This window comes from Psychrobacter urativorans (genome assembly GCF_904846695.1).
GTDB classification, from domain to species: domain Bacteria; phylum Pseudomonadota; class Gammaproteobacteria; order Pseudomonadales; family Moraxellaceae; genus Psychrobacter; species Psychrobacter urativorans.
The window spans coordinates 36,957-60,812 of record NZ_CAJHBR010000011.1; the positions used below are offsets into that span (position 1 = coordinate 36,957).

Annotated in this window: 19 protein-coding genes; 17 read left to right on the plus strand and 2 right to left on the minus strand. The window is 42.6% G+C overall.

Translation table 11 applies throughout. The annotated features are described in order from the left end of the window. Positions 1-687 precede the first annotated feature (687 nt). A complete protein-coding gene (locus JMY09_RS08660; RefSeq protein WP_201623246.1) occupies positions 688-1,617 on the minus strand; it encodes a polyprenyl synthetase family protein in 930 nt (309 codons plus the stop codon). Positions 1,618-2,237: 620 nt separating this feature from the next. Here JMY09_RS08660 and rplU point away from each other — a divergent pair. The 17 genes from rplU (at position 2,238) to JMY09_RS08745 (ending at position 22,346) form a co-directional block, all read left to right on the plus strand. Beyond that, the gene (rplU, locus tag JMY09_RS08665; RefSeq protein WP_201623194.1) at positions 2,238-2,549 is read left to right on the plus strand and encodes a 50S ribosomal protein L21; all 312 of its coding nucleotides are present in this window, start codon (positions 2,238-2,240) and stop codon (positions 2,547-2,549) included. Between the two features lie 97 nt (positions 2,550-2,646). Then, entirely contained in the window at positions 2,647-2,904 is a 258-nt protein-coding gene (rpmA, locus tag JMY09_RS08670) for a 50S ribosomal protein L27 (protein WP_193011160.1), read from the plus strand. Between the two features lie 463 nt (positions 2,905-3,367). Then, complete coding sequence (gene lolA / locus JMY09_RS08675) at positions 3,368-4,075, plus strand: outer membrane lipoprotein chaperone LolA (protein ID WP_201623195.1); 708 nt, start codon at positions 3,368-3,370, stop codon at positions 4,073-4,075. 875 nt (positions 4,076-4,950) lie between these two features. Continuing rightward, positions 4,951-5,568, plus strand: coding sequence for an NADH-quinone oxidoreductase subunit A (ndhC, locus tag JMY09_RS08680; protein ID WP_201623196.1), 618 nt, complete (start codon positions 4,951-4,953; stop codon positions 5,566-5,568). Between the two features lie 234 nt (positions 5,569-5,802). Next, positions 5,803-6,471, plus strand: coding sequence for a NuoB/complex I 20 kDa subunit family protein (locus JMY09_RS08685; protein WP_201623197.1), 669 nt, complete (start codon positions 5,803-5,805; stop codon positions 6,469-6,471). 105 nt (positions 6,472-6,576) lie between these two features. Continuing rightward, on the plus strand, positions 6,577-8,352 hold the full coding sequence (gene nuoC / locus JMY09_RS08690) for an NADH-quinone oxidoreductase subunit C/D (RefSeq protein WP_201623198.1): 1,776 nt from the start codon (positions 6,577-6,579) through the stop codon (positions 8,350-8,352). 160 nt (positions 8,353-8,512) lie between these two features. Beyond that, positions 8,513-9,022 (plus strand): NADH-quinone oxidoreductase subunit NuoE, encoded by a 510-nt coding sequence (gene nuoE, locus JMY09_RS08695; protein ID WP_201623199.1) that lies wholly within the window; start codon positions 8,513-8,515, stop codon positions 9,020-9,022. Then, complete coding sequence (gene nuoF / locus JMY09_RS08700; protein ID WP_201623200.1) at positions 9,019-10,443, plus strand: NADH-quinone oxidoreductase subunit NuoF; 1,425 nt, start codon at positions 9,019-9,021, stop codon at positions 10,441-10,443. Before nuoE ends, nuoF begins: the two co-directional genes overlap by 4 nt. Before the next feature lie 10 nt (positions 10,444-10,453). Continuing rightward, a complete protein-coding gene (gene nuoG, locus JMY09_RS08705; protein ID WP_201623201.1) occupies positions 10,454-13,540 on the plus strand; it encodes an NADH-quinone oxidoreductase subunit NuoG in 3,087 nt (1,028 codons plus the stop codon). 52 nt (positions 13,541-13,592) lie between these two features. After that, positions 13,593-14,594 (plus strand): NADH-quinone oxidoreductase subunit NuoH, encoded by a 1,002-nt coding sequence (gene nuoH / locus JMY09_RS08710; protein ID WP_373416589.1) that lies wholly within the window; start codon positions 13,593-13,595, stop codon positions 14,592-14,594. 38 nt (positions 14,595-14,632) lie between these two features. Beyond that, the gene (gene nuoI / locus JMY09_RS08715; protein WP_227677248.1) at positions 14,633-15,181 is read left to right on the plus strand and encodes an NADH-quinone oxidoreductase subunit NuoI; all 549 of its coding nucleotides are present in this window, start codon (positions 14,633-14,635) and stop codon (positions 15,179-15,181) included. Next, a complete protein-coding gene (nuoJ, locus tag JMY09_RS08720; RefSeq protein ID WP_201623203.1) occupies positions 15,178-15,906 on the plus strand; it encodes an NADH-quinone oxidoreductase subunit J in 729 nt (242 codons plus the stop codon). The genes nuoI and nuoJ overlap by 4 nt, the downstream gene beginning before the upstream one ends. Before the next feature lie 98 nt (positions 15,907-16,004). Then, positions 16,005-16,313 carry an NADH-quinone oxidoreductase subunit NuoK gene (gene nuoK, locus JMY09_RS08725; protein ID WP_201623248.1) on the plus strand — a complete coding sequence of 103 codons (309 nt, stop codon included), beginning with the start codon at positions 16,005-16,007 and terminating at the stop codon, positions 16,311-16,313. Positions 16,314-16,317: 4 nt separating this feature from the next. Further along, the gene (nuoL, locus tag JMY09_RS08730; RefSeq protein WP_201623204.1) at positions 16,318-18,192 is read left to right on the plus strand and encodes an NADH-quinone oxidoreductase subunit L; all 1,875 of its coding nucleotides are present in this window, start codon (positions 16,318-16,320) and stop codon (positions 18,190-18,192) included. A gap of 1 nt (position 18,193) precedes the next feature. Further along, positions 18,194-19,822 (plus strand): NADH-quinone oxidoreductase subunit M, encoded by a 1,629-nt coding sequence (nuoM, locus tag JMY09_RS08735; protein ID WP_201623205.1) that lies wholly within the window; start codon positions 18,194-18,196, stop codon positions 19,820-19,822. 3 nt (positions 19,823-19,825) lie between these two features. Then, positions 19,826-21,304: an NADH-quinone oxidoreductase subunit N gene (locus JMY09_RS08740; RefSeq protein WP_201623206.1), complete on the plus strand. Its 1,479-nt coding sequence runs from the start codon at positions 19,826-19,828 to the stop codon at positions 21,302-21,304. Positions 21,305-21,527: 223 nt separating this feature from the next. Then, positions 21,528-22,346 (plus strand): ferredoxin--NADP reductase, encoded by an 819-nt coding sequence (locus JMY09_RS08745; protein ID WP_201623207.1) that lies wholly within the window; start codon positions 21,528-21,530, stop codon positions 22,344-22,346. A gap of 261 nt (positions 22,347-22,607) precedes the next feature. On the opposite strand, the gene JMY09_RS08750 is transcribed toward JMY09_RS08745, so the two are convergent. Then, positions 22,608-23,447 (minus strand): hypothetical protein, encoded by an 840-nt coding sequence (locus tag JMY09_RS08750; RefSeq protein WP_227677249.1) that lies wholly within the window; start codon positions 23,445-23,447, stop codon positions 22,608-22,610. Positions 23,448-23,856 lie beyond the last annotated feature (409 nt).

Consider the following 23,856-nt stretch of genomic DNA (forward strand, 5'->3'; position numbering starts at 1 on the left):
AATATGAAAGCTAATGATATTAGTAATAAATTTAGTGAGCTATTATAAACTATCGGGTCTACCCTACAGTCAAGCAACTAAATAGTAGACTTATGCCATTAAGTAACTATAAGTTATTTTTTAGTTACAGCAAACGTTGATAGTATAAGCGTTACACAAGTTACCTTAAATAAAACTTTAAGATAACGCTATAGTTAATATATTGTTAATTTTTGTTATATGAGTTTATTTATAGCGTACTAAGTGACGAACAGCCATAAAAATATGGCTTGTAAGCAAAATATATAATTTAGCAATAAGTTAATGTGAATGTTAAAAAATACTACAGGTAAGCATTGATATCTGATTTGTTGATTAACAACCTATACCTTTGCTACTAGGGCAGAATCTATCACTATTACTCATTAATAACTAATCAATAGTAATTAGTTGCTAGTTACAGGCTACTTATAGTTTTAAGGTTGTTGTCTTAAGATCAGGGGTTTAAGAAATAGCAACAGTCGATTGAGTTATTGAATTGCTCGGTGACTAATTTAACAGGAATTACAGTAATAACTGATAGTTTAACAGCGGATAGTTCAACAGCTGAGCGATGAATCCCTCAGCATTCTAATCCTGACGTTTTAACAGCCATTACCTTTGTCACTGATCATTTAGCAGCTAGCAAAATTAGTTTTTAATTTTAGCTTATATCAAGCGTGAGCTGGCAAGCTCAGTCAGCTGATATAGGCCTTGGCGATAGCGATTATCCGGAAGCAGGCTTAGCGCTTGCTGCGCCAATCGAGTCTCTTCAAGTGCACGCTGAGTACAGTAAGCCAATGAGCCTGAATTTCTTACTAAGGCAATCAGTTGTTCAGCATTAGGCGTTTTGCCAGTTTGTACGGCTACACGTAGCTGGTCATAGCCTGATTTGTCACTATCCTTTAATAGCGCAAGGGCTTTGATAGTAGGCAGGGTAGGCTTACCCTCTGCCAAGTCATCACCGAGGTTTTTGCCCATCAGCTCACTGTCACCGCTGTAGTCCAGCACATCATCTATAATTTGAAAAGCATTACCAAAGTGCTGGCCAAAATCTGCCAATGCAGGCAAGTATTGAGTTTGGTCTTGTAAAATAGCCGCACCTTGAGTGGCCATCATAAATAGTCGTGATGTTTTGCCATCGATGATGCGTAAGTAATCGTCTTCAGTAGCCTGTGGATTATGCTGATGTTGCAATTGTAGCACCTCACCTTCAGCGATGTCACACGTGCCATCAGAGAACAGTTGCAATAGGGGTAAACTCTTAAAGCCAACTAATAAGTTAAAGGCGCGAGCAATAAGATAATCACCTACTAGCACGGCAGTGGCGTTGTCCCAAGTAGCATTAGCAGTAGGTTTACCACGGCGCTGACCTGACTCATCAATCACATCGTCATGAACTAAAGTGGCTGTATGCAGCATCTCAGTAATAGCGGCCAAATGCATCGCTTGCTCTGATGCGCTGTCATAGAGCATACGCGCACACAATAGAGTGATTAACGGACGCATACGTTTACCACCAGCATTAATGACATGCTGTGAGACGTTCATGACTAGCTGAACTTTTGAATTAAGACTACCAAACACTTGCTTATCCATAATCTCAAAGTCATCAGCAACGATGCTTTGGATATCGGCATAGCTTGGCTTAGGCAGGGCAGGAGTAGCTGCTAAAGCAGTTATTGAGGTACTGGTCATAAGAATAGTCATATTATTTGGGTGAAAAAATCATCATATAGTCGATGAGTAAATTAAGTCAGTGTAACTGATGAGGTGCAAATACCATCATAATAGCATAGCTAGTAGCTTTTATTGTTGTCTAAAATGCGTTCTTCATAACAATAGCTATCCTTTACTAACCGCTAAGTTATGGGCGTATAATAATTTTTTTTGCGCTAATGTGAATGGCTATTGGCCCTAGTCGATGTTAAGTCGATGTTATATAAAAACAGCGTTAAAGCAATATTGTAAGTTATTGAATGGATAAGCTATAATGACTGCCGTTAGACGCAGTTATAGGGCTACGGCTAAGCTAGTCTTTTGCTGAATTTGCAATAGGGTGATTGGGCTTAGTACTAGCTAGTAAAAGCTGTGACAAGAAACTTGCTTTTACGGTGAAAAAGCCGTAAAATCATGCCTTTAATTTTTCCCTGTCGTGTTCGTCGTCGAAGCGTTGGTATAATATCAGCCACGGCACACGGGTTAAGCGGAGTTAGACTATGTACGCAGTAATCAAAACTGGTGGTAAACAGCACCGTGTAGTCGTCGATGAGTTGCTAAAAGTTGAACTGCTAAAAGCAGAAACTGGCGAAACAATCAAATTTGAAGACGTGTTGATGGTTGTTGATGGTGATACTGTCAAAATCGGTCAGCCAGTCGTTGAAGGCGCTAGCGTAGAAGTGGAAGTGATTGAACATGGTCGCGGCGAAAAAATCCGTATCATCAAGCACAACCGTCGTAAGCATTATCACAAAGAGCAAGGTCACCGCCAATGGTACACCTTGTTAAAAATCAAAGCGATTAATGCTTAATTAGCTATTATCAGTTACTTACTGATAATTAATAACGCAATAAAAGCTTAAGAGTTGTCGCATAAGCGATAAGTCACATTAACAAGGAGATTTTCTCATGGCACATAAAAAAGCTGCCGGCTCGTCACGTAACGGTCGTGATTCAAACCCAAAAATGCTCGGCGTAAAAATCTTTGGTGGTCAAACCATCGTCGCTGGTAACATCATCGTTCGTCAACGTGGAACAGAATTCCATGCTGGTGAAGGCGTTGGCATGGGCCGCGACCATACTTTATTTGCACTGAATGACGGTGTAGTGAAGTTTGCAACTAAAGGTAAGTTTAACCGTCGTTATGTGATGGTTGAAAGCGCCTAGTTAGCGTTTTGCTACTGAGCTATAGGCTTGATATATCAAGTCCATAAATCGCTGTAGTGAATAAAAAAAGTCCCTGTTACCAATTGGTGATAGGGACTTTTTGCATTCATACAATAAGGCTAAGATCAAGAAGGCTAAGACTAAGTTTTACCCATTAATCTTAGCCTTACCATAGTACAAAAACTTATTAAGAGCAGTAAACGCTATCAGCAATTATAGTCAGTTGTGTTAGTTACAAGCGTGTATGGCAGGCGTAGTATTGATTGCAATTCTAGCCTAGCCGTGTAATAAAAAAGCTGGCACACTGTCCCTCATCGATCAGAAGCTATTAAATGTTCTACTATGATACTGCCCAATACAGTGTGATAAGCACCAATAATAAACACCCTTGATCATAGCAATCGACTGTACTATTTAATGACTGAATTAATTTATATTGAAATTCATAATGAGAGGAAAAATCATGACTTTATTTACTAACAATACTACTAGCACTACTAACAGCACTACGGTAAAACAAAAACTGATGAGCGGTGCTTTAGCTGGGGTGCTTTTAACTAGCCTTGGGGTTGCAGCGCCTATGGTGGCCTTGACCCAATCTGCTAATGCAGCTCCTGCTGATAACTTGACTGCTGCCAAACGTTTAAATGCCTTATTGACTAATACTAAGAGTATGACGGCTAACTTCAGTCAAACTACCAAAGGCGCAAGTAGCGGATCTTTTCAAGGTAGTATGAGTGTCCAGCGTCCAAATAATTTTCGTTGGGAGACTAAATCACCTTCTCAGCAATTGATCGTCGCTAATGGTAGTTCGATGTGGATTTATGACAAAGACTTAGAGCAAGCGACTAAGCAAGCGGTCGATAGTCAAGTGGGTAATACTCCAGCATTGTTACTATCTGGAGATCCAAGCAAGATTGACAAAAGCTTTAAAGTCACTCAGCCTTATAACAATAAGAACTACTACGTACTCTATCCGAAGTCTGGTGATGCCAGCTTTAAGACTCTGTCGATGAGCTTTAGTGGTGGTAAACCTGTAATGATGGTACTGAATGATACTTTAGGTCAGACTACCTCCATCAAATTTAGTAATATTAAGCTGAATCCAAGTATCAACAGCAGCCAGTTTAAATTTACTCCACCAAAAGGTGTTGATATTATTAATCAGTAATCAGTAATCAGTAATCAGTAACTCATAGCTGATGGCTGATCTATTAATGATATAAAAAGACAGGTCGATTATTCGGCCTGTCTTTTTGCCTGTTTGCTACCGCTATAAGCAGGTATAAACTCAGATTTGCGGTAGCTAAATGACTATCATAATCAGTTATAAATATTTTGTTAGCTAATTATTGATCTGCAACACAACTGATTGGGCAGCATTGCGCACTTAATGGTATTGCTCTTAATCGAGTGTAATAGCCTGTTTTTATTTGAATTAATCTTTTAATTTTTACAGTCATTGCCATGCTGATTGAGGTGTGTTTTACAATTGGGCTTAAAGTTAAGTTTATAGTAAAATTAAGGCCTTGCAAAAATTTAAATAGGGCGTACCCTATAGCATAATTTATCGCTGTAGATACATATTTTGTAGCATATAAAGTGACCGCCTGATACAGTGAAAAACTGGCTTTTGGGCACTAATATGCGTATAGTAGGTAAACCGTTTATGCCAGTTGTCACACCATTATTGACCCTTTGTAATGAGTTATTAAATCAATTAAATAAGTTGTTATTTAATTAGCAATAGAGATATTGATTTACTAAGTTTATTCAAGGCGTTTAGTAGATGTTTTTGATGACCAGCCCTTATCCTTGACTATGTCGGATATCTTTACAGTTGGTCCTATCTGATGCTAACGTCGATAACCTTGATAATTGGCCGTTACCAGCAAAGTGTTTTATAGCTTATTTTAATATTATAAATAAGGTATTAGTCGCACTTTGCATATTCGTTTGCGTTATGGTTATCGTATAACTATGTTGTTATTGAGTACTAGTTTGCGTTATACCTAACACTCGCTTGGGTGAGGAGCACGTATTATCATGTCTGCCTTTAATTGGTCAGCCGTTGCTTTTATTCTAGCCGCTATCGGTCTGGTTATATTCATGCTAGTCGTCCCGCGTTTGCTAGGTGGGCGGTCTCATGGTCTGCAAAAAGAACATGTATTTGAAGCAGGCGTTGTCGGAGCTGGCAATGCCCGTATTCGCTTGTCTGCTAAATTTTATTTAGTAGCTATCTTCTTTGTTATCTTCGATTTAGAAGCCTTGTATTTATATGCTTACGCCGTCTCAATTCGAGAAACAGGGTGGGCCGGTTTTATTGCGGCTTCGACTTTTATTATTGATCTGTTGATTGGTTTAGTCTATGCCTTGAGTTTGGGCGCACTAAACTGGGCACCTGCTGATAAACTGCGCAAAAAATCTCGTCTTTATGCCGCGCCTGCTGGCTTTAATCTAGCGAGCATTACCAAGTTTGATGGGGTTGAAGAACTGATGGTTGACCCTACGGGTAAAATACCAGCACAGTCTTCAGGACAGATCAATGTATCAAATAACATTGAAGCTAATCGTCGCCATCTACAAAGCATCGACCATATTAATACCACAGGTAATATTACTTCTGTGGATTTTGCTGCGTCTGCTCAGCGTGAAAATACTTAGTATCAGTCCTTAGCATACTGCTTGTTATAAGTAGTTAATCTCAGTTTTTAGAATAACTATATTTGCGATTAGATTGCCTATTAAAGCAAGAGTTTAGATGATAAATTCTGCAGTATATAACAGGTAGGTGGTTCAATCGATAGTTAGTTATGAAGGTCATATTTGCAACAATAATATGATTAGCTTGCTGGCAACCTCAACGCTATGCTGCACCCAATATAAAGGTTGAATGTTATGAAATATACCTTAACCAGAGCCAATCCTGATGCAGATATTTATCCTGCAGAGACTCGGGAAACGGTCGGTGATCCTCTCGAAGATGAAGTTAATAAAAACGTCTTTATGGGTCGTCTAGAAGATTTAGTTCATTCGACGGCTAACTGGGGGCGTAAGAACTCGTTGTGGCCTTTTAACTTCGGTACTTCATGCTGTTATGTTGAATATGCTACTACTTTGACTGCCGTCCACGATTTATCGCGCTTTGGTGCAGAAGTTATTCGTGCCTCACCAAGACAAGCTGATGTCATGATCGTAGCGGGCACTTGTTTTATCAAAATGGCACCAGTTATTCAACGCCTTTATGAGCAAATGCTAGAGCCTAAATGGGTCATCTCTATGGGCGCTTGTGCTAACTCTGGTGGTATGTACGATATCTATTCAGTAGTCCAAGGCGTGGATAAGATTATTCCGGTAGATGTCTATATACCTGGTTGTCCACCGCGTCCAGAAGCCTTGATCCAAGGCTTGATGCTATTACAAGAATCGATTACTAAAGAGCGTCGCCCTTTAGGTATTCATATGAAAGATCAAGGCATTTATCAGCCACAAATGACGTCTGAGCGTGACCGCAAACAAGCGGATCGTATTGCAGTAAAAAATCTACGTAGTCCAGACAGTATTTAACTTAATAGCTTGGCTTGTTGGGCCGTTAACGATAAACAGGCGCAGGCGCTTATCATCATTTAGTGATAATAACTCAGTTATGATTAATGAAGGAAAACATCATTCATGGTCACGGTAGTCGAAAATATAGATCCTAAGATCAAGCCTGTACCTGCAGTAATTCAAGAGCTAGGGCACAAGTATGCTGGTAAGTTTGTAGTGCAGCAGACTATCGATGAGATCCCGACAGTCTGGGTCGCACGTGCTGATTTACTAGATATTTTATTATTCTTACGTAAGCTGCCAAAACCTTATGTCATGTTGTTCGACTTATCAGCGATGGATGAGCGCTTGCGCCAACATCGTGAAGGTCTGCCAGCTAGCGACTTTACGGTTTTTTATCATCTGATGTCGCTGGAGCGTAATAGCGATGTAAGGATTAAAGTTGCCCTTAGTGAAGATGACTTAAATGTGCCTAGCGCTACTAACATTTGGCCTAATGCCAATTGGTATGAGCGTGAAGTTTGGGACATGTTCGGCATTGTCTTTACTGGCCATCCGCATTTAACCCGTATCTTACTGCCTAAGTATTGGGAAGGTCATCCACTGCGCAAAGAATATCATGCGCGCGCCACTGAATTTACTCCTTACTTCCTAAATACGGCCAAGCAAGAGTACGAGCAAGAGAACTTGCGCTTCGTTCCTGAAGAGTGGGGCATGAAACGTTCGGGACGTGATGAAGACTTTATGTTCTTGAACATCGGTCCTAACCATCCCTCAGCGCATGGTGCCTTTAGACTAGTACTTCAGCTCGATGGTGAAGAAGTTGTTGACTGTATTCCGGATATTGGTTATCACCATCGCGGCGCAGAAAAGATGGCTGAGCGTCAGACTTGGCATTCTTACATTCCTTACACCGACCGTATTGATTACTTAGGTGGGGTGATGAATGAGCTGCCGTATATTATGTCAGTGGAGAAGTTAGCTGGTATTACCATTCCAGCACGTGCTGAAACTATCCGGGTAATGATGAGTGAGTTTTTCCGTATCACTAACAACCTACTATTCGTCGGTACTTTTATTCAAGATGCTGGTGGTATGACCCCAGTATTCTATATGTTTACCGATCGCCAAAAAGCTTATGACGTAATCGAAGCAGTAACAGGCTATCGTATGCATCCGGCTTGGTTCCGTATTGGCGGTACTGCCGCAGATTTACCGCGTGGCTGGCAGCGTTTAGTCCGTGAGTTTTTGGACTGGATGCCAAAACGTTTAGATGAGTACGTAAAAGCAGCACTGAATAATAGTGTGCTCAAAGGTCGTACGCAAGGTGTGGCTCAATATGATGCTAAGCAAGCTTTAGCTTGGGGTGTGACTGGCGCAGGTCTTCGTGCTACTGGTGTCGATTTTGATTTACGTAAAGCCCGTCCTTATATGGGCTATGAAAATTATGATTTTGAAGTGCCAGTAGGGTATAACGGTGATGCTTATGATCGCTGTATGATTAAAGTTGAAGAGATGCGTCAATCCTTGCGTATTATTCGTCAATGTATGGATAATATGCCGCAAGGCCCTTATAAAGCCGATCATCCATTAGCCGTACCCCCACCGAAAGATCGTACTCTAAATGATATTGAGACTTTGATTAATCACTTTATCTCAGTATCTTGGGGTCCAGTGATGCCCGCTGGTGAGTGTGCCACTATCGTTGAGGCTACTAAAGGCTTAAACAGTTATTATATTACTTCAGATCGCGCCACTATGAGCTATCGTACTCGTATTCGCACTCCGACGTTTGCGCATATTCAGCAGATGCCTTCAGTGATCAACGGCTCGTTAGTATCCGATGCTATCATGTATTTGGCTTCTATTGACATCGTAATGGCTGACTGTGATCGTTAGGGAAGTTATAAAAGACTAGTAATAAAAGAATAGTTATAAAATAAGCTTAATCAATGAGTTACCACCTAATGGTGCACCAAAACGCTATACTTGTAAGACGCCATAGCTATCATGACATTTTATAGAAAATAGCGCGATGAGTGAGGATAAGACAAAAGATATGAGAATTGTTACTGATAAAGCACCAAAGGTAGATGTAGAAAGCATCCTAACCACTGAAGAGATTACCGCTATTGGTGATTTTATTCATCATTACCCACATGCTCGTGCAGCTTCTCTAGATTCATTGAAGATAGTGCAAAAGCGTAATGGTTGGGTCGATGATGCGCAAGTGAATGCGATCGCTAACTTGCTAGATATTCCAGTGACTGATCTCGATGGGGTAGCTACTTTTTTTAATCGTATCTATCGTCAGCCAGTAGGTCGTCATGTGATCTTAATTTGCGATTCCATTGCTTGTTATTTAACAGGTTATGAAGCGTTATCTACTGAGCTTAGAGCGCAGTTGGGTATCGATTATGGTCAAACCACTGCTGATGGACGCTTCACTATATTACCAATTTGCTGTTTAGGTAACTGTGATAAAGGTCCTGCGGTATTGATAGATGAAGATACTTATGGCCCAGTTCATCCTACTGAGGTGGCGCAATTATTGGAGCTATACGCATGAGATTAACGGTTGCAGAACAAGTTGCCCTTCGTAGCCAAGGTAAAGCACCTAGCCAGCTCAATGAGCAGCGTATCCCAATATATGGTGACAAAGCCACTGCTACTAGTGAAACTAGACCGCTAACTTGGCGTTTAGCCCATCATGATGCGGTATTAGATCTGGCGACTTATGAATCACTACGTGGTTTTGAAGCGCTTAAAATGACTCTAAATCAAACGCCAGAAGCTACGCTAAAGACTATCAAAGAAGCGGTAGTCAAAGGCCGTGGTGGTGCAGGGTTTCCAGCGGGTATCAAATGGTCGTTGATGGCGCCACCTGATGGCGGTCCCCGCTATTTGGTTTGTAATGCTGATGAGATGGAGCCGGGTACTTTTAAAGATCGACTGCTGATGGAGCGCCTACCACTACAGCTTATCGAAGGTATGATCATTTCTGCTTATGCCATCGGAGCTACGGCGGGCTATATCTTTATCCGCGGTGAATATATCTTAGCAGCTGAGCGTCTTAATGCTGCTGTCGAAGAGCTTAAAGCCAATAACTTACTTGGCGATGATATTTTAGGCTCAGGTTATAGTTTTGATCTGCATGTGCATACTGGTGCTGGACGCTATATTTGTGGCGAAGAGACTGCTTTGCTCAACTCTTTAGAAGGGCGTCGTGCTAATCCACGTACTAAACCACCATTCCCGCAAGTAGCTGGAGCATGGGGTCGTCCAACCGTAGTCAACAACGTCGAAACTTTGCATAACGTTTCCGCCATTATGTTACATGGTAGCGAGTGGTATCAGGATTTACCGAAGGCTAAAGGGGTAGTCGAAACTCCGGGCACTAAGTTGTTTGGCTGCTCAGGGTTAGTTAATGATCCCGGTCTATGGGAGTTGCCCTTTGGCTATACTGCTCGAGAAATTATTGAAGACTTCGCCGGTGGTATGCAAGAAGGCCGCACTCTTAAGGCTTGGTTGCCAGGCGGTGCTTCTACTGACTTCTTGACCGCTGATCATTTAGATACTGTAGTCGATTTTGATACTATTCAGGCTGCTGGTAGTCGGATGGGAACTGGACTGATTATGGTCGTCGATGAAGAGCAAGATATGGTGCCTTTGCTACGCAATCTTGAGATCTTCTTCCAACGTGAGTCTTGCGGTTTTTGTACGCCTTGCCGCGATGGACTACCTTGGGGTGTCAAGCTGCTGACTGCTATCAATGATGGCCAAGGTCAGCTGGGTGATGTGGAAAAACTAGAAGAATTAACTCGTGATTTATGGCTTGGCAAGACTTTTTGTGCTCATGCCCCGGGTGCTATGGAGCCACTTATGAGTGCGCTCAAATATTTCCGTCCTGAGTTTGATCAAAAAATTGAACAAGCGGTCGGTGCACAGGTCATTGAGGCTGTAGATAGTCAACAGCTAGTAGCGAAATAAGGAGAGCGGCATGGCAGTCATACATATTGATGGAACCACTGTCGAAGTAGATAGCGCGGACAACTTGCTACAAGCGTGCTTGTCGCTAGGTATAGATGTGCCCTATTTTTGTTATCATCCGGCTCTAGGCTCAGTAGGCTCTTGCCGTCAGTGCGCGGTCAAACAATTTCAAAGCAAAGAAGATTTAGAAGCAGGTCGCGGTAGATTAGTAATGTCTTGTATGGTCGCCCCAAGCGATGATATGTATATCTCAGTCACTGATGATGAAGCGAAAGCATTTCGTAAGTCAATGATCGAGCTACTGATGACTAACCATCCGCATGATTGTCCTACTTGTGAAGAGGGCGGTCACTGTCATTTGCAAGATATGACTTATATGTCTGGTCATAATCATCGTCGTTATCGTTTTACCAAACGTACCCATCATAACCAAGAGCTTGGGCCTTTTATTGCCCATGAGATGAATCGTTGTATCGCTTGCTATCGTTGCGTACGCTTTTATAAAGACTATGCTGGTGGCGAAGATTTAGGCGTTTATGGCTCTAATAATCGGGTTTATTTTGGTCGTGATAAAGATGGTCAATTTGAAAGCGAGTTCTCGGGTAACTTAACAGAGGTTTGCCCAACAGGGGTGTTCACTGATAAGACTCACTCAGAACGCTACAACCGTAAATGGGATATGCAGTATGCACCAAGCATCTGTCATGGTTGCTCAGCAGGCTGTAATATTTCACCGGGTGAACGCTATGGCGAGTTGCGCCGGATTGAAAACCGCTATAACGGTGAAGTAAACCGCTATTTCTTATGTGACCGAGGCCGTTTTGGTTATGGTTATGTCAATCGCGAAGACCGTCCAACGCAAGCGCTTGAGCGCATCAATGGCAAGCATGTCAAAATAAATATTGACTACGCTTTGGATGAAACTATCAAGCGTCTAGAAAATAAAAAAGTTATAGGTATTGGTTCGCCACGCGCTAGCCTTGAGACTAACTTTGCGCTGAAAAATCTAGTTGGTTTTGATAACTTCTCTACTGGCCTCAATCATCAGCAGCAAGCGTTAGTTAATAAATGTATTGAAGTGCTCAGTACCGAAGGGGTTTATAACCCCGGAATGACTGATATTGAAAGTCATGATGCAGTGCTGATTTTAGGCGAAGATATTACTCAGACGTCTTCACGAGTTGCTTTGTCTATTCGTCAAGCTGCTAAGAATGAAGCGATAAAAATGGCTGCTGCTGCCAAAACGCAAGCTTGGCTAGCTGAACCTGTACAACGTATAGCTCAAGGGGCGCTCAGTCCTATTTATGTTTTGGATGTCTGCGAAACTAAACTTGACGATATCAGTAAGGTCAGTGTAGTCGCCACTCCAGAAGATATTACTGCGCTTGGCTTTAAAGTAGCCGATGAGATTGATAAGTTAGCTAACGATTTAGCGGACATCATCGATCCGCAAACCACGGATATTGCTCCAGAACAGGCAGCGAATCAGCAAGTAAGTCCGATGCAAGCCTTAGCGCAGCAAATTGCTTATGATTTAATTCAAGCTGATAAGCCGCTGGTTGTAGCGGGCACTAGCTTGTCATCTATAGCGATGATTGAAGCTGCTGCTCAAATCACTCAAGCTCTGAGTCAAAAACGTGCAGCGATTAAAGCTACTGAGCAGAGTCAAGTTGATGATCATAATGCCAAAGTACAAGCAGCTAATGTGGCGGCCGCTGAACAACAAGCACAAACCACGCAGCCTACTGAAGATCAAGAACTAGCGGCTAAACCGGCGAAGCCGGCAGGCGGCACTAACAAAGAGACAGAAGATAATCTCGAGCGCCAACCTGCTAAAAAGCTTGAGCTTAAAGAGCAAAACACTCGCTATAGCGCTCAAGCAGGTATTTATCTAACAGTGCCTGATGCCAATAGTATTGGGGTCTGCATGCTAGGGGGGCAGTCTGTAGAAGAGTTGCTAGCCTCTGATTTTGAAGTAGTAGTAGTTGCTGAAAATCAGCTGACTGATGCTATTGATGCACAAAAACTTAGCCAATTATTAAGCAATAAGACAGTCATTGCCCTTGATCATCAGTTATTGGACTGGCATGAGCATGTCGATATCGTCTTACCAGCGGCTAGTTTTGCAGAAGCAGATGGTACTTTGGTATCTGCCGAAGGCCGTGCGCAACGCTTCTTCCAAGTTTACGATAACAATTATTATCAACCGCTCAGTAGCATTAAAGAAGGCTGGCGTTGGTTGCATGCAGTACATAGCAGCTTACAAGGTAAATCAGTCGATTGGACTCAGCTCGACGACGTCATCAATGCTTTGATAGCCACTCATCCTAAGCTTGCTGGTATCAAAGGCGCGGCGCCCGATGCAGATTATCGTATAACTGGTCTGAAAATTGCTCGTGAGCCACGTCGCTATTCAGGTCGTACTGCTATGCGTGCACCGTTATCAGTACATGAGCCAATGCAACCAAAAGATTTGGATACGGGCTTAACCTTCTCAATGGAAGGCTATAGTGGTACTGAAACGCCAAGTTCGATGATTCCGTTTGCTAACACTCCTGGTTGGAACTCACCACAAGCTTGGAATAAATACCAAGATAAAGTAGGGGGTAGCCTTAAAAATGGTGATCCCGGTGTACGCTTATTTGATCAAAACGAGCGTTTGGCACTACGCCAGTATATAGCTCCAGAAGCTAGCGCTTTACCTAGTACTAATATTCAACAAGGGCACGCCAAATTAGTGCCTATTTATAATATTTATGCCAGCTCTATGATGGCTTCACGCAGTCCAGTAGTAGCGGAACAATTACCTATCGCTACTTGGCGTATCGGTATTGAGGATGCTCAGGACTGGCAAATTACCGCTGGTGATTATTTGGCTATTGAAGTTGATAACCAACAGATTACTTTACCTGTGCAGCTAGTGCCTTATTTAGCAGAGGGCTGTATTGGCTATCCAGTCGGGCAGGTAAGTATTATCCATCCTTCGCTACCAGCATCGGTAAGTAAGGTTGCCGCGCCAGTAGAAGTGATGACTATCGTAGGTGACATGGCAAATGTCATAGATTTAGCAGCGCCAACTAGCATACAGGAAGTGTAAGATGTCGTTTACTCGTATTATCCCTGATGTGCCAAGCTTTTTGGCTGGTATAATGACTTTTGACAGCTGGTCCATTCTATTTTTGGTCATACAGTCATTAGTTATTTTCTTAGTGGTGGTTATTGTTGCCGCTCTGATGATCGTTTATGAGCGTCGGATGCTGGCGCTTTGGCAGGATCGTTATGGTCCGAACCGTGTAGGGCCTTTTGGTTCCTTACAGTTAGTTGCCGATATGCTCAAGATCTTCTTTAAAGAAGACTGGACGCCGAATTTTACCGATAAGTTTATGTTCACTTTGGCACCAGCGGTAGCGATGTTTACCGCACTGGCGTCATTTGCCATCATTCCTATATCGCCAACCTTTGGGGTTGCTGATTGGGATATCGGGATTTTATTCTTCTTTGCTATGGCAGGTCTTGCCGTTTACGCAGTAATGTTCGGCGGTTGGGCATCAGCGAATAAGTTCTCATTATTAGGGGGCTTACGTTCAGCCGCACAGACCATCAGCTACGAAGTATTCTTAGGCTTATCATTGATGGGCGTAGTGGCGTTAACAGGCTCCTTTAACTTGCGAATGATCGTCGAAGCGCAGAGTGATGGCTGGTATATCTTCCCACAGTTCTTTGGCTTCTTAACTTTTGTTATAGCGGGCGTGGCAGTTACCCATAGACATCCTTTTGATCAACCAGAAGCTGAGCAAGAGCTTGCCGAAGGCTATCATGTTGAATACTCAGGTATGAAGTTTGGTATGTTCTTTATTGGTGAGTATGTCAACGTGGTACTCATTTCAGCCTTGATGACTTGTCTGTTCTTCGGTGGTTGGTTAGCCCCTTTTAATTTAGATATTCCATTTATTCCACCAGCTTTTTGGTTCATGATTAAAACGCTATTCTTTATGACCATGTTTATTCTGGCACGGGGCTCGCTCATGCGCCCACGCTATGATCAGGTAATGAATTTTGGCTGGAAGGTCTGTTTGCCCATAACCTTAATTAATTTATTAGTTACTGCGGCAGTAATTTTGATCTTTTTTCCAACGCCGATAGTGTATTAATTAGCGGCTAGGGCAGAGCTGATAAGGATAATAACCCCATGTTTACTAGCATAAAAAAGATCATCGTTGGCTTTTATACTATCATCCGTAGTATGTGGATGGTGAATAGTCATGCCATTAGGCCACGCGATACCATCTTATATCCAGAAGTACCCGTACCTGTACCACCACGTTTTCGCGGACGTATTATTTTGTCTCGTGATCCTGATGGTGATGAGCGCTGTGTGGCCTGTAACCTTTGTGCGGTTGCTTGTCCAGTGGGCTGTATCTCACTACAAAAAGCTGAGCGTGAAGATGGTCGCTGGTACCCAGAGTTTTTCCGCATTAACTTTTCACGGTGTATCTTTTGTGGACTCTGTGAAGAAGCTTGTCCAACTACAGCTATTCAGATGACCCCTGATTTTGAAATGGCTGAGTATGTTCGTCAAGATTTAGTTTATGAAAAAGAGCATTTGCTGATATCCGGGCCAGGTAAGTATCCTGATTATAACTATTATCGGGTGTCCGGTATGGCGGTAGCAGATAAACCAAAAGGCGCTGCACAAAACGAAGCAGCACCTATTGATCTAAGGAGCTTGCTGCCATGATGAATTTTTTAAATAATCCTGAGTTGGTCGGGTTTTACGCGTTAGCAGCGGTGGCTATATTTGCCAGTCTACGTGTAGTAATACTGGCCAATCCAGTACACGCTATTTTATCGATGATCGTTACCCTGATGGCTATTGCTGGGATATTTTTTATCATCGGTGCATCCTTCGCTGGGGCGCTTGAAATCGTGGTCTATGCGGGTGCTATCTTAATCTTATTCGTGTTTGTGATTATGATGCTCAATTTAGGGATGGCTAATGATGCTCGTGAAGAGCGCTGGTTAGATGCCAAAACTTGGGCAGTGCCGACAGGGCTGACGTTTATTATTGCTGTGGTTCTTTATGCGATGATAGGTAGTAACTCTGATCCAGCAGCAATGATTGGCGGTGTTAGTATTCCGGCCAAAGCAGTAGGTACCGCATTATTTAGCAAATATATCCTATTGGTTGAGATTGCCGCCTTACTACTGTTAGCAGCTTTGGTTGCTGCTTATCACTTGGGTAAAGAGTCTATTGATGATGAGATCATCAGTAATGAAAGCTTAGACTCTCAGCCGAGCGTAGGTAGTGTTAAAGAATACGATGGTCATACTTCGGCTGATGTTACTGACGCTGTGACAACAGTTGAGCCTTATGAATATAAAGATGTTGATCCGCATGACTATGTTGGTAAGTCAGTGAGTATGCAGCGAGCCAAGCCTGCCTTGCATAAGGAGTTAGACTGATGGTACAAGCAGTAAGCGTGGCAACGGAAGTAGCGGCTGTGCCATTTGCCCATGAAGTAGTAGGCTTAGTACAGCCTACTGTCGAGGTGCAAAACGTCTTGGGTATGATCCCCATGAGCCATGGACTTATATTAGCTGGAATTTTATTCTCTATTGGTCTTTGCGGGGTAATGGTCAGGCGTAACTTCTTATTTATGCTGATGAGTCTTGAGATCATGATGAATGCGGCCGCATTGGCATTTGTAGTTGCAGGCAGCCGTTGGGTTGATCCAGATGGACAAATAATGTTTATTTTTATATTAACCCTCGCAGCAGCTGAAGTCTCTATTGGGCTAGCAATCTTATTACAGTTTTATCATAAGCGTGGACATCTCGATGTCGATAGCGCCAATGAGATGAAAGGATGATGTCATGAGTCTATTACCATTAACCTTTATATTCCCGCTCGTTGGCTTTTTGATATTAGCCTTTATGCGTGACAGGTTGACTGAACAAGCAGCAGCGCTCGTTGGAGTAGGTAGCATGGCGCTATCAGCTCTTTGTGCGTTGTTTGTTAGCTTTACCTTTTTGACCACTTATCCTGCAGGTACAGTAGTCACTGTACCGATGTGGACTTGGATGCAAGTTGGTGATTTTGCGCCGACTTTTGGTCTTAGCTTTGACGGCTTAGCGCTGACTATGCTTGGGGTTATTACCGGCATTGGCTTTTTGATCCATCTGTTTGCCGCTTGGTATATGAAAGGCGATACAGGTTTCGCGCGCTTTTTTAGTTATATGAATTTATTCGTTGCCAGTATGTTATTGCTAGTACTAGCTGACGACTTATTATTGTTATATCTCGGTTGGGAAGGCGTTGGTATCTGCTCTTACCTATTGATTGGCTTTTATTTCGATGATCGGGCCAATGGTCGGGCAGCGATGAAAGCTTTTACTGTCACCCGAGTTGGCGACGTATTTTTGGCCTTTGGCTTATTCTTGCTGTACCGCGAATTTGGTACACTCAATATTCAAGAGATCATTACGCGCGCCCCAGATATGTTCGACATTAATAATCCTATTATGGTTTTGACTACCATGATGTTAGTAGGTGGAGCGATGGGTAAATCCGCTCAACTACCGCTACATACTTGGTTGGCTGATGCAATGGCAGGTCCTACGCCAGTATCAGCGTTGATTCACGCAGCAACGATGGTAACAGCAGGGGTTTATTTAATCGCCCGTATGCATCCATTATTCATACTGACCCCAGAGGTTTTATTATATTGGGTAGGTGGTGTTGGGGCGTTAACCTTAGTAGTCGCTGGTTTCTGTGCGCTGGCACAAACGGATATAAAACGTATTTTAGCTTATTCGACGATGAGTCAGATTGGTTATATGTTCCTAGCGCTTGGCGTTGGTGCTTGGCAAGGGGCTATCTTTCATCTGATGGCTCATGCATTCTTTAAAGCCTTGCTGTTTTTATCATCAGGTGCAGTCATCCTATCGGTACATCATGAGCAAAATATCTTTAAAATGGGTGGCTTACGTAAGAAGATCCCATTAGTATTTTGGTGTTATGTGATTGGTGGTGGTGCCTTAGCAGCGATTCCTTGGGTAACGGTTGGTTTTTATTCAAAAGAAGCTATCCTGTGGGAAACTTATGCTACTGGCCATCAAGTATTATTCTATATGGGCGTGTTCGGTGCTTTCTTAACTGCTATTTATACTTTCCGTATGATTTGGATAGTATTCTTTGGCGAAGAGAAGACCCATGCGCACAAATTGGCAGGAATGTCATATTGGCTACCGCTTAGCGTGTTATTGGTATTATCGACTGCTGTGGGTGCGCTAATTGTGCCACCACTACAAGGCGTACTGCCAGAGAGCGTTGGTCACTTATTAGAAGTTGCCGGTCAAGCACATGGCAAGCACACCGCTGAATTTATAGCGATGGGGGCGATGGTAGCAGGTTTACTAGTGGCAGCATTATTATATGTAGTCAATAAAGGTCGTCTGCTCACTAGCTTTAAGCGTTCAAGTATCGGTGGTGCCTTATTTTACTGGTGCTATCACGGTATGGGCTTTGATGCACTATACGATATAGTTTTTGTAAAACCCTTTTTACTCATCGGTCGTTTATTCAAGTCCGATCCTGTCGATAAAGCTTGGTTAATATTACCTAGGCTGGCTTCAGCGGGTAATAAAGTGTTGTCCGCGACGCAGACAGGGTCACTTCGAGGTTATGCTGCAAGCTTCGGCTTGGGAATGGCTGTATTGCTAGTGCTGGTAATGATGACGGTGGTATAAGATGATAGAGTTACAACAAACATGGATGCTACCAGCATTAATTGCAATTCCATTTATTGCCGGTTTATTATGCTGGTTGGTAGAGCGTTACAATAAGCGTTTGCCACGCTGGATTGCCTTGATCGGCATGCTGCTGACTTTTGGCTTATCTATAGTGCTATGGCAGTATGGCAACTTTAGTGGTATGAGCAAGCAAGTGCTCGCACCGCAAGCTGCTATACCTTGGTTCGCTGAATTTAGTGTGCCTTGGATACCTAGATTGGGTATCAGCTTTCATTTAGCAATGGATGGTATGTCCTTGCTAATGGTAGGTTTGACTGGACTATTGGGGGTCGCAGCCGTTGCTTGTTCTTGGAACGAGATTCAACGTCGGGTTGGCTTCTTCCACTTAAACCTATTGTGGAGCTTAGGCGGCGTCATTGGCGTATTTATGGCCATTGATATGTTCTTATTCTTCTTCTTTTGGGAGATGATGCTGGTTCCTATCTATTTCTTGATTGCCATTTGGGGTCATGATGTAGTGGGCGGTAAGACCAAAGAGCAGGCAGCCACTAAGTTCTTTATCTATACTCAGCTCTCTGGGCTGATCATGCTGATTGGTATCTTATTATTAGTGCTATTTAGTCAGGCACATACTGGTAGATTTAGCTTTAACTATAATGATTTACTCGGCACTCCTATGGGAGGCTGGGAATATCCCATTATGTTGTGCTTCTTTATTGGTTTTGCCGTCAAGCTACCGATTATACCTTTTCATGGTTGGTTACCTGATGCGCATGCGCAGGCACCTACTGCCGGTTCAGTTGATTTGGCAGGGGTACTAATTAAGACCGCCGCTTACGGGTTGATTCGTTTTGTGCTGCCTCTATTTCCGGTAGCCTCCCAAGAGTTTGCACCTATAGCGATGACTCTAGGAACAATCGGTATCTTCTATGGGGCGTGGTTGGCCTTTATGCAGACCGATATGAAGCGCTTATTGGCTTACACTAGTATCTCGCATATGGGCTTTATCGTTCTAGCTATCTATGCCGGTAGTTTGCTCAGCCTGCAAGGGTTGATGATACAGATGTTAGCGCATGGTCTAAGTTCAGCGGCGCTCTTTATTATGGCAGGACAGTTATACGAGCGTTTGCATACTCGCGACATCACTGTAATGGGCGGTATGTGGGGTCAGTTTCGTTACTACGCTCCGTTACTGATGTTCTTCTGTGCCGCCTTGCTAGGTATTCCTGGTACTGGTAACTTCGTCGGCGAATTCATGATTTTATTCGGCTCATTTGCTGACTATCCAGTATTCGTAGTCTTTGCCACCTTTAGCTTAGTATTAGCGGGTTTATACTCATTACTACTAGTGTATCGCACTCTATTTGGTGTTAATAATATTAAAGAAGTCGCTAGTCACGAAACTAAGTCACATGGCCTACCTGAGCGCCGACTAAGAGACTTAGGTCGACGTGAGGTGTCATTATTATTAATACTGGCTTTTGGGCTAGTTTGGCTCGGGCTATATCCGCAGCCAATATTGGATACTTCGAGCCACGCTATGCAGTGGATTAATAATGCTTATATCTATAGTGAAGTAACTCAAGTAGATGCATCGCCATTACTTGATGCAACGGAGGCACGTTAAGTCATGACTGAATTTACGATGAATGATTTGATGGGGCTGATGCCTTATGCGCCCATTGTTGCGGTGATAATTACAGTATTGCTAGTGATGATCGCTATCACTATTAAACGCTCACATGTCATCGCTGGTACTATTACAGTAATAGGACTTAACGTTGGTCTATTCACTTTAATAGGTCAGATGACTGGGATTATTGACAGCGGTCCGGCACTTTTTGAGGCGAGTCAATTATTTGCTATTGATGGTTTTGCCCAGTTCAACATGCTAGTTATCTTTATCTGTGCGCTGGCATGCTGTACTTTATCATATGCTTATTTTGATAATTATCATGACAATAAAGATGAGCTGTATTTGTTGATGTTGTTATCGACTTCTGGCGCATTATTGATGGTATGTGCTCAGCATATGGCCTCATTCTTTGTAAGCCTAGAGCTATTGTCAGTGCCGTTATATGGCATGTTGGCTTATACCTTTTTGCGTAGTCGCTCGCTTGAATCAGGGCTTAAGTATCTAGTGTTGTCAGCGACGGCATCAGCGACATTGTTGATGGGCATGGCCTTTATTTATGCGCAAGTTGGCTCACTAGGCTTTAAGCCTATTAGCTTACAGTTAGCCACTATGTATCAGTCGCCACTATTGATACTAGGTGCAGCGCTGATGATGTTCGGCATTGCCTTTAAGCTATCTGCGGCACCTTTTCATATCTGGACACCAGATGTTTATGAAGGGGCCCCTGCGCCTGTCGCAACTTATTTGGCTTCAGTGACCAAAGTGGCAATGATGGCGTTGGCTATCCGCTTCTTATTAGATACCAAGCTATTGGTATTGCCTTCAGTACAAATGCTGCTTATGGTGATGGCCACCCTATCTATTCTAATCGGTAACTTATTAGCAGTTCGTCAGACTAATCTCAAGCGTCTATTGGGTTACTCTTCGATTGCTCATATGGGTTACGTATTGATTGTGATCGTTAGTATAGGCCCTGGGGCTGATTCGGTCGTCACCATGTATATGGCGATTTATGCCTTTACTTCTATCGGTGCTTTTGGGGCTGTGACCCTGATGTCAAGTCCGTTTAGAATGACTGGCGAAGCAGACGAATTAAGCCATTATCAAGGTCTATTCTGGCGTCGACCGGTATTGACTGCAGTGATAACTATTATGATGTTATCCTTGGCAGGTATACCGCTGACTGCTGGCTTTATTACTAAGTTCTTTGCTATATTTGCTGCCGTGCAAGGCGCACAATGGTTCTTAGCAGCGATGATTATTATCGGTAGCTCTATAGGTCTGTACTATTACTTGCGCGTGATGTTAACCCTATTCAAACGTCCGAAGCAGTTTATCGAGTTCGATGTAGTAGGGCATTGGGGCGTACGTACAGGGGGTATCATGGTGATTGCAGTGACCGTAGTTATTGTATTCTTTGGTATCTTGCCAAGTACTTTGATTGAATGGTCAACGCTTGCTCGTATTTGGTAAGCACAGCTCAGCTAGGTTTTAATAACTAATAAAGGTTGGCGCAGGCTGGCCTTTTTTATTTTTGGCTTATCCATTGTCTAAATAAGTTATTATTTTTTTAAAGGTACTGTATTTTAAAGGTGCTATAAAGCCTGTTTCGATAAGCGCTTGAATGACGAGCAGCCAACCACTAATTTATCAATAAATGAATGATAAAATAAATAACTAAGGGCGACTACTACTTATGAGTGATAATATTCAAACCGTAACAGTGCTTAGTAAAACCACTTGGACACCTAACTTATTTAGCTTTACTGTCACCAGACCGGATAGCTTCAAATTTACAGCTGGACAGTTTGTACGCTTAGGGGTTAATCCTAGTCAGTTACAATATTATCAACAGCCACGAGCAGCAGCTGAACAAGCTGTCGATGAAGAGGTGTTTCGAGCTTATTCTATCGTCTCGTCACCTTTTGATGAAGTGTTGGAGTTTTTTTCAATCGTCATTCCTGATGGGGCTTTTACCTCGCAGTTGCAGCACCTACAAGTCGGTGATGAGCTATTACTGAACACTATGCCCTTTGGCTTCTTGACCCTAGCTCGCTACCAAAAACCGCATCCTAAAGACTTGTGGCTATTAGCAACTGGCACTGGCCTAGCGCCGTTTTTATCTATGCTGCAAGACCTACAAACTTGGCAGGACTATGAGCATATTGTACTAGCTTATAGTGCGCGAACTGTAGAAGAGCTAGCCTACGTGGAGAAGATTGAGCAACTGCAACACAACTTTGGCTCCTTAGTAGATAATCCCGCTAAGCTAATCTTCATTCCTATTGTTACTCGTGAGTCAATGACCGATGCTTTAAGTGAGCGTCTGCCTAAGTTATTGTTGGATCAAAGCTTGCAACAGCGGGCCGGTATAGCCTTAGATATTGACAGCGCTCATGTTATGGTATGTGGCAACCCTGAAATGGTGGAAGATACCAAAGAGACGCTAAAAAGCTTAGGTATGGTGATGAATAGACGTGGTGAGGGTAATATAGCGGTAGAGAATTACTGGTAAGAGCGCGGCAATATTTCTTGATAACTAGCCATTATTACGTTGATAGCTATGACTATGCTGTTAGCCACTGTTATGCTTGTCGCCTCTACTATAAACAAAGACAGTCAACAAAAAGCCGCAATAGTCTTGCTGATAAAGACAGTTGCGGCTTTTTGGTTTTTTAACGACTAAGGCTTAGATGTGTTGAGTATTAGTCTTTTTATAGACTATAAATGACAACCTTGCCAAGCATTGTCTAGACGTCTCATTTAGCCTTTTGGGTTAAGCCTCTTGACTGGGCTCAGTAGCATCAGCTATAGGATTGATCGGGCCTTTCATTAATTCCGGCTCATCTTCATCTCTAATAATATGTTCGCCATTACTACCACCTAATAAGTCGCGATAGTTGATTTGTGCTTTTAGGACCATCTGCTCTTCTTCAGATTCTCCATAATTCACTTGAACTTTATGCAGAGTGCTCATGATTTTGTCATTATTCTTCATCCAGCGATGAATATCTAGATAAATAATATCATCTTTAGCACGAGCAATATTGATATAAGTTAAGATAACGCCTAACGGGTCTTTTTTTAGCACTTTATGATAAAACCAAACGGCCAGCTTAATGCCTTGACGCTTGACAAAAGACTCACAGCGTAGATTAAGCACATCAGTAAAGGTCAGTTGACCAAACACAAAGCGCTGCACATTACGATCTAGTTGCACGTGAACTAACTTAAAGTTACTCGCCACTTCGACATAGATACCAGCGACATTGATAGTACAGAATAGTCGAAACCATTTATCATGCAGCTCAACACGCAGCTCTAAAATGGCGTTGACATTATCAGTGACGAATTTTTGTAGCGCATCGTTGACATATTTTTCTGGAACGGGCAGGGATATTTCGTCTTCTATCTTATCGGTAGTTTTGTTATATAAGTTTTTGATAACTTGAGTGAGGCTATCCCAACCATTACCAAAAGACTCACTAAAACGATAGCCGAGATTTTCTACAAAATCATCGAAGTCAGTGATGCTATCAGTACTGCGTCGATTGTTGTCGTTGTCACTATTAGATCTGTTGCTATATCTAGGGTCAATGTTTTCAGAGTCGCTCAAGCTCTTTATCCTTGTATTCGATTATCCGTAAATTAGATGACAGCTATAAAGCTGTGTGATAGAGAATGAAATTAGTATATAGCAAAATAGCTAAGGGCAAAACTGATGCCGCCATATTGTAGCAAATCAGCTAAATAACCTACTAATAAACATCACATTATTGACCATTAAAGCACTAAGCGATCAAAATTAGAAGCCTGTGGCTGTGTTGCGCGCTGTCATTATTAACCATAGCCGTCTAATTGGTGCTCATGTTATGATAACCTTTAGCATTAGTTAGTAAGTGCTGTTATTAGCCATTGCTGCATAAGTAGGCGCTGGTAGTGTTGATAAGCAGAGGCGTAAAGACAGCGCACACAAAACCTTACTTAGTCAAAACCTTACTTAGTCAAAAGTACAAATAACTCTC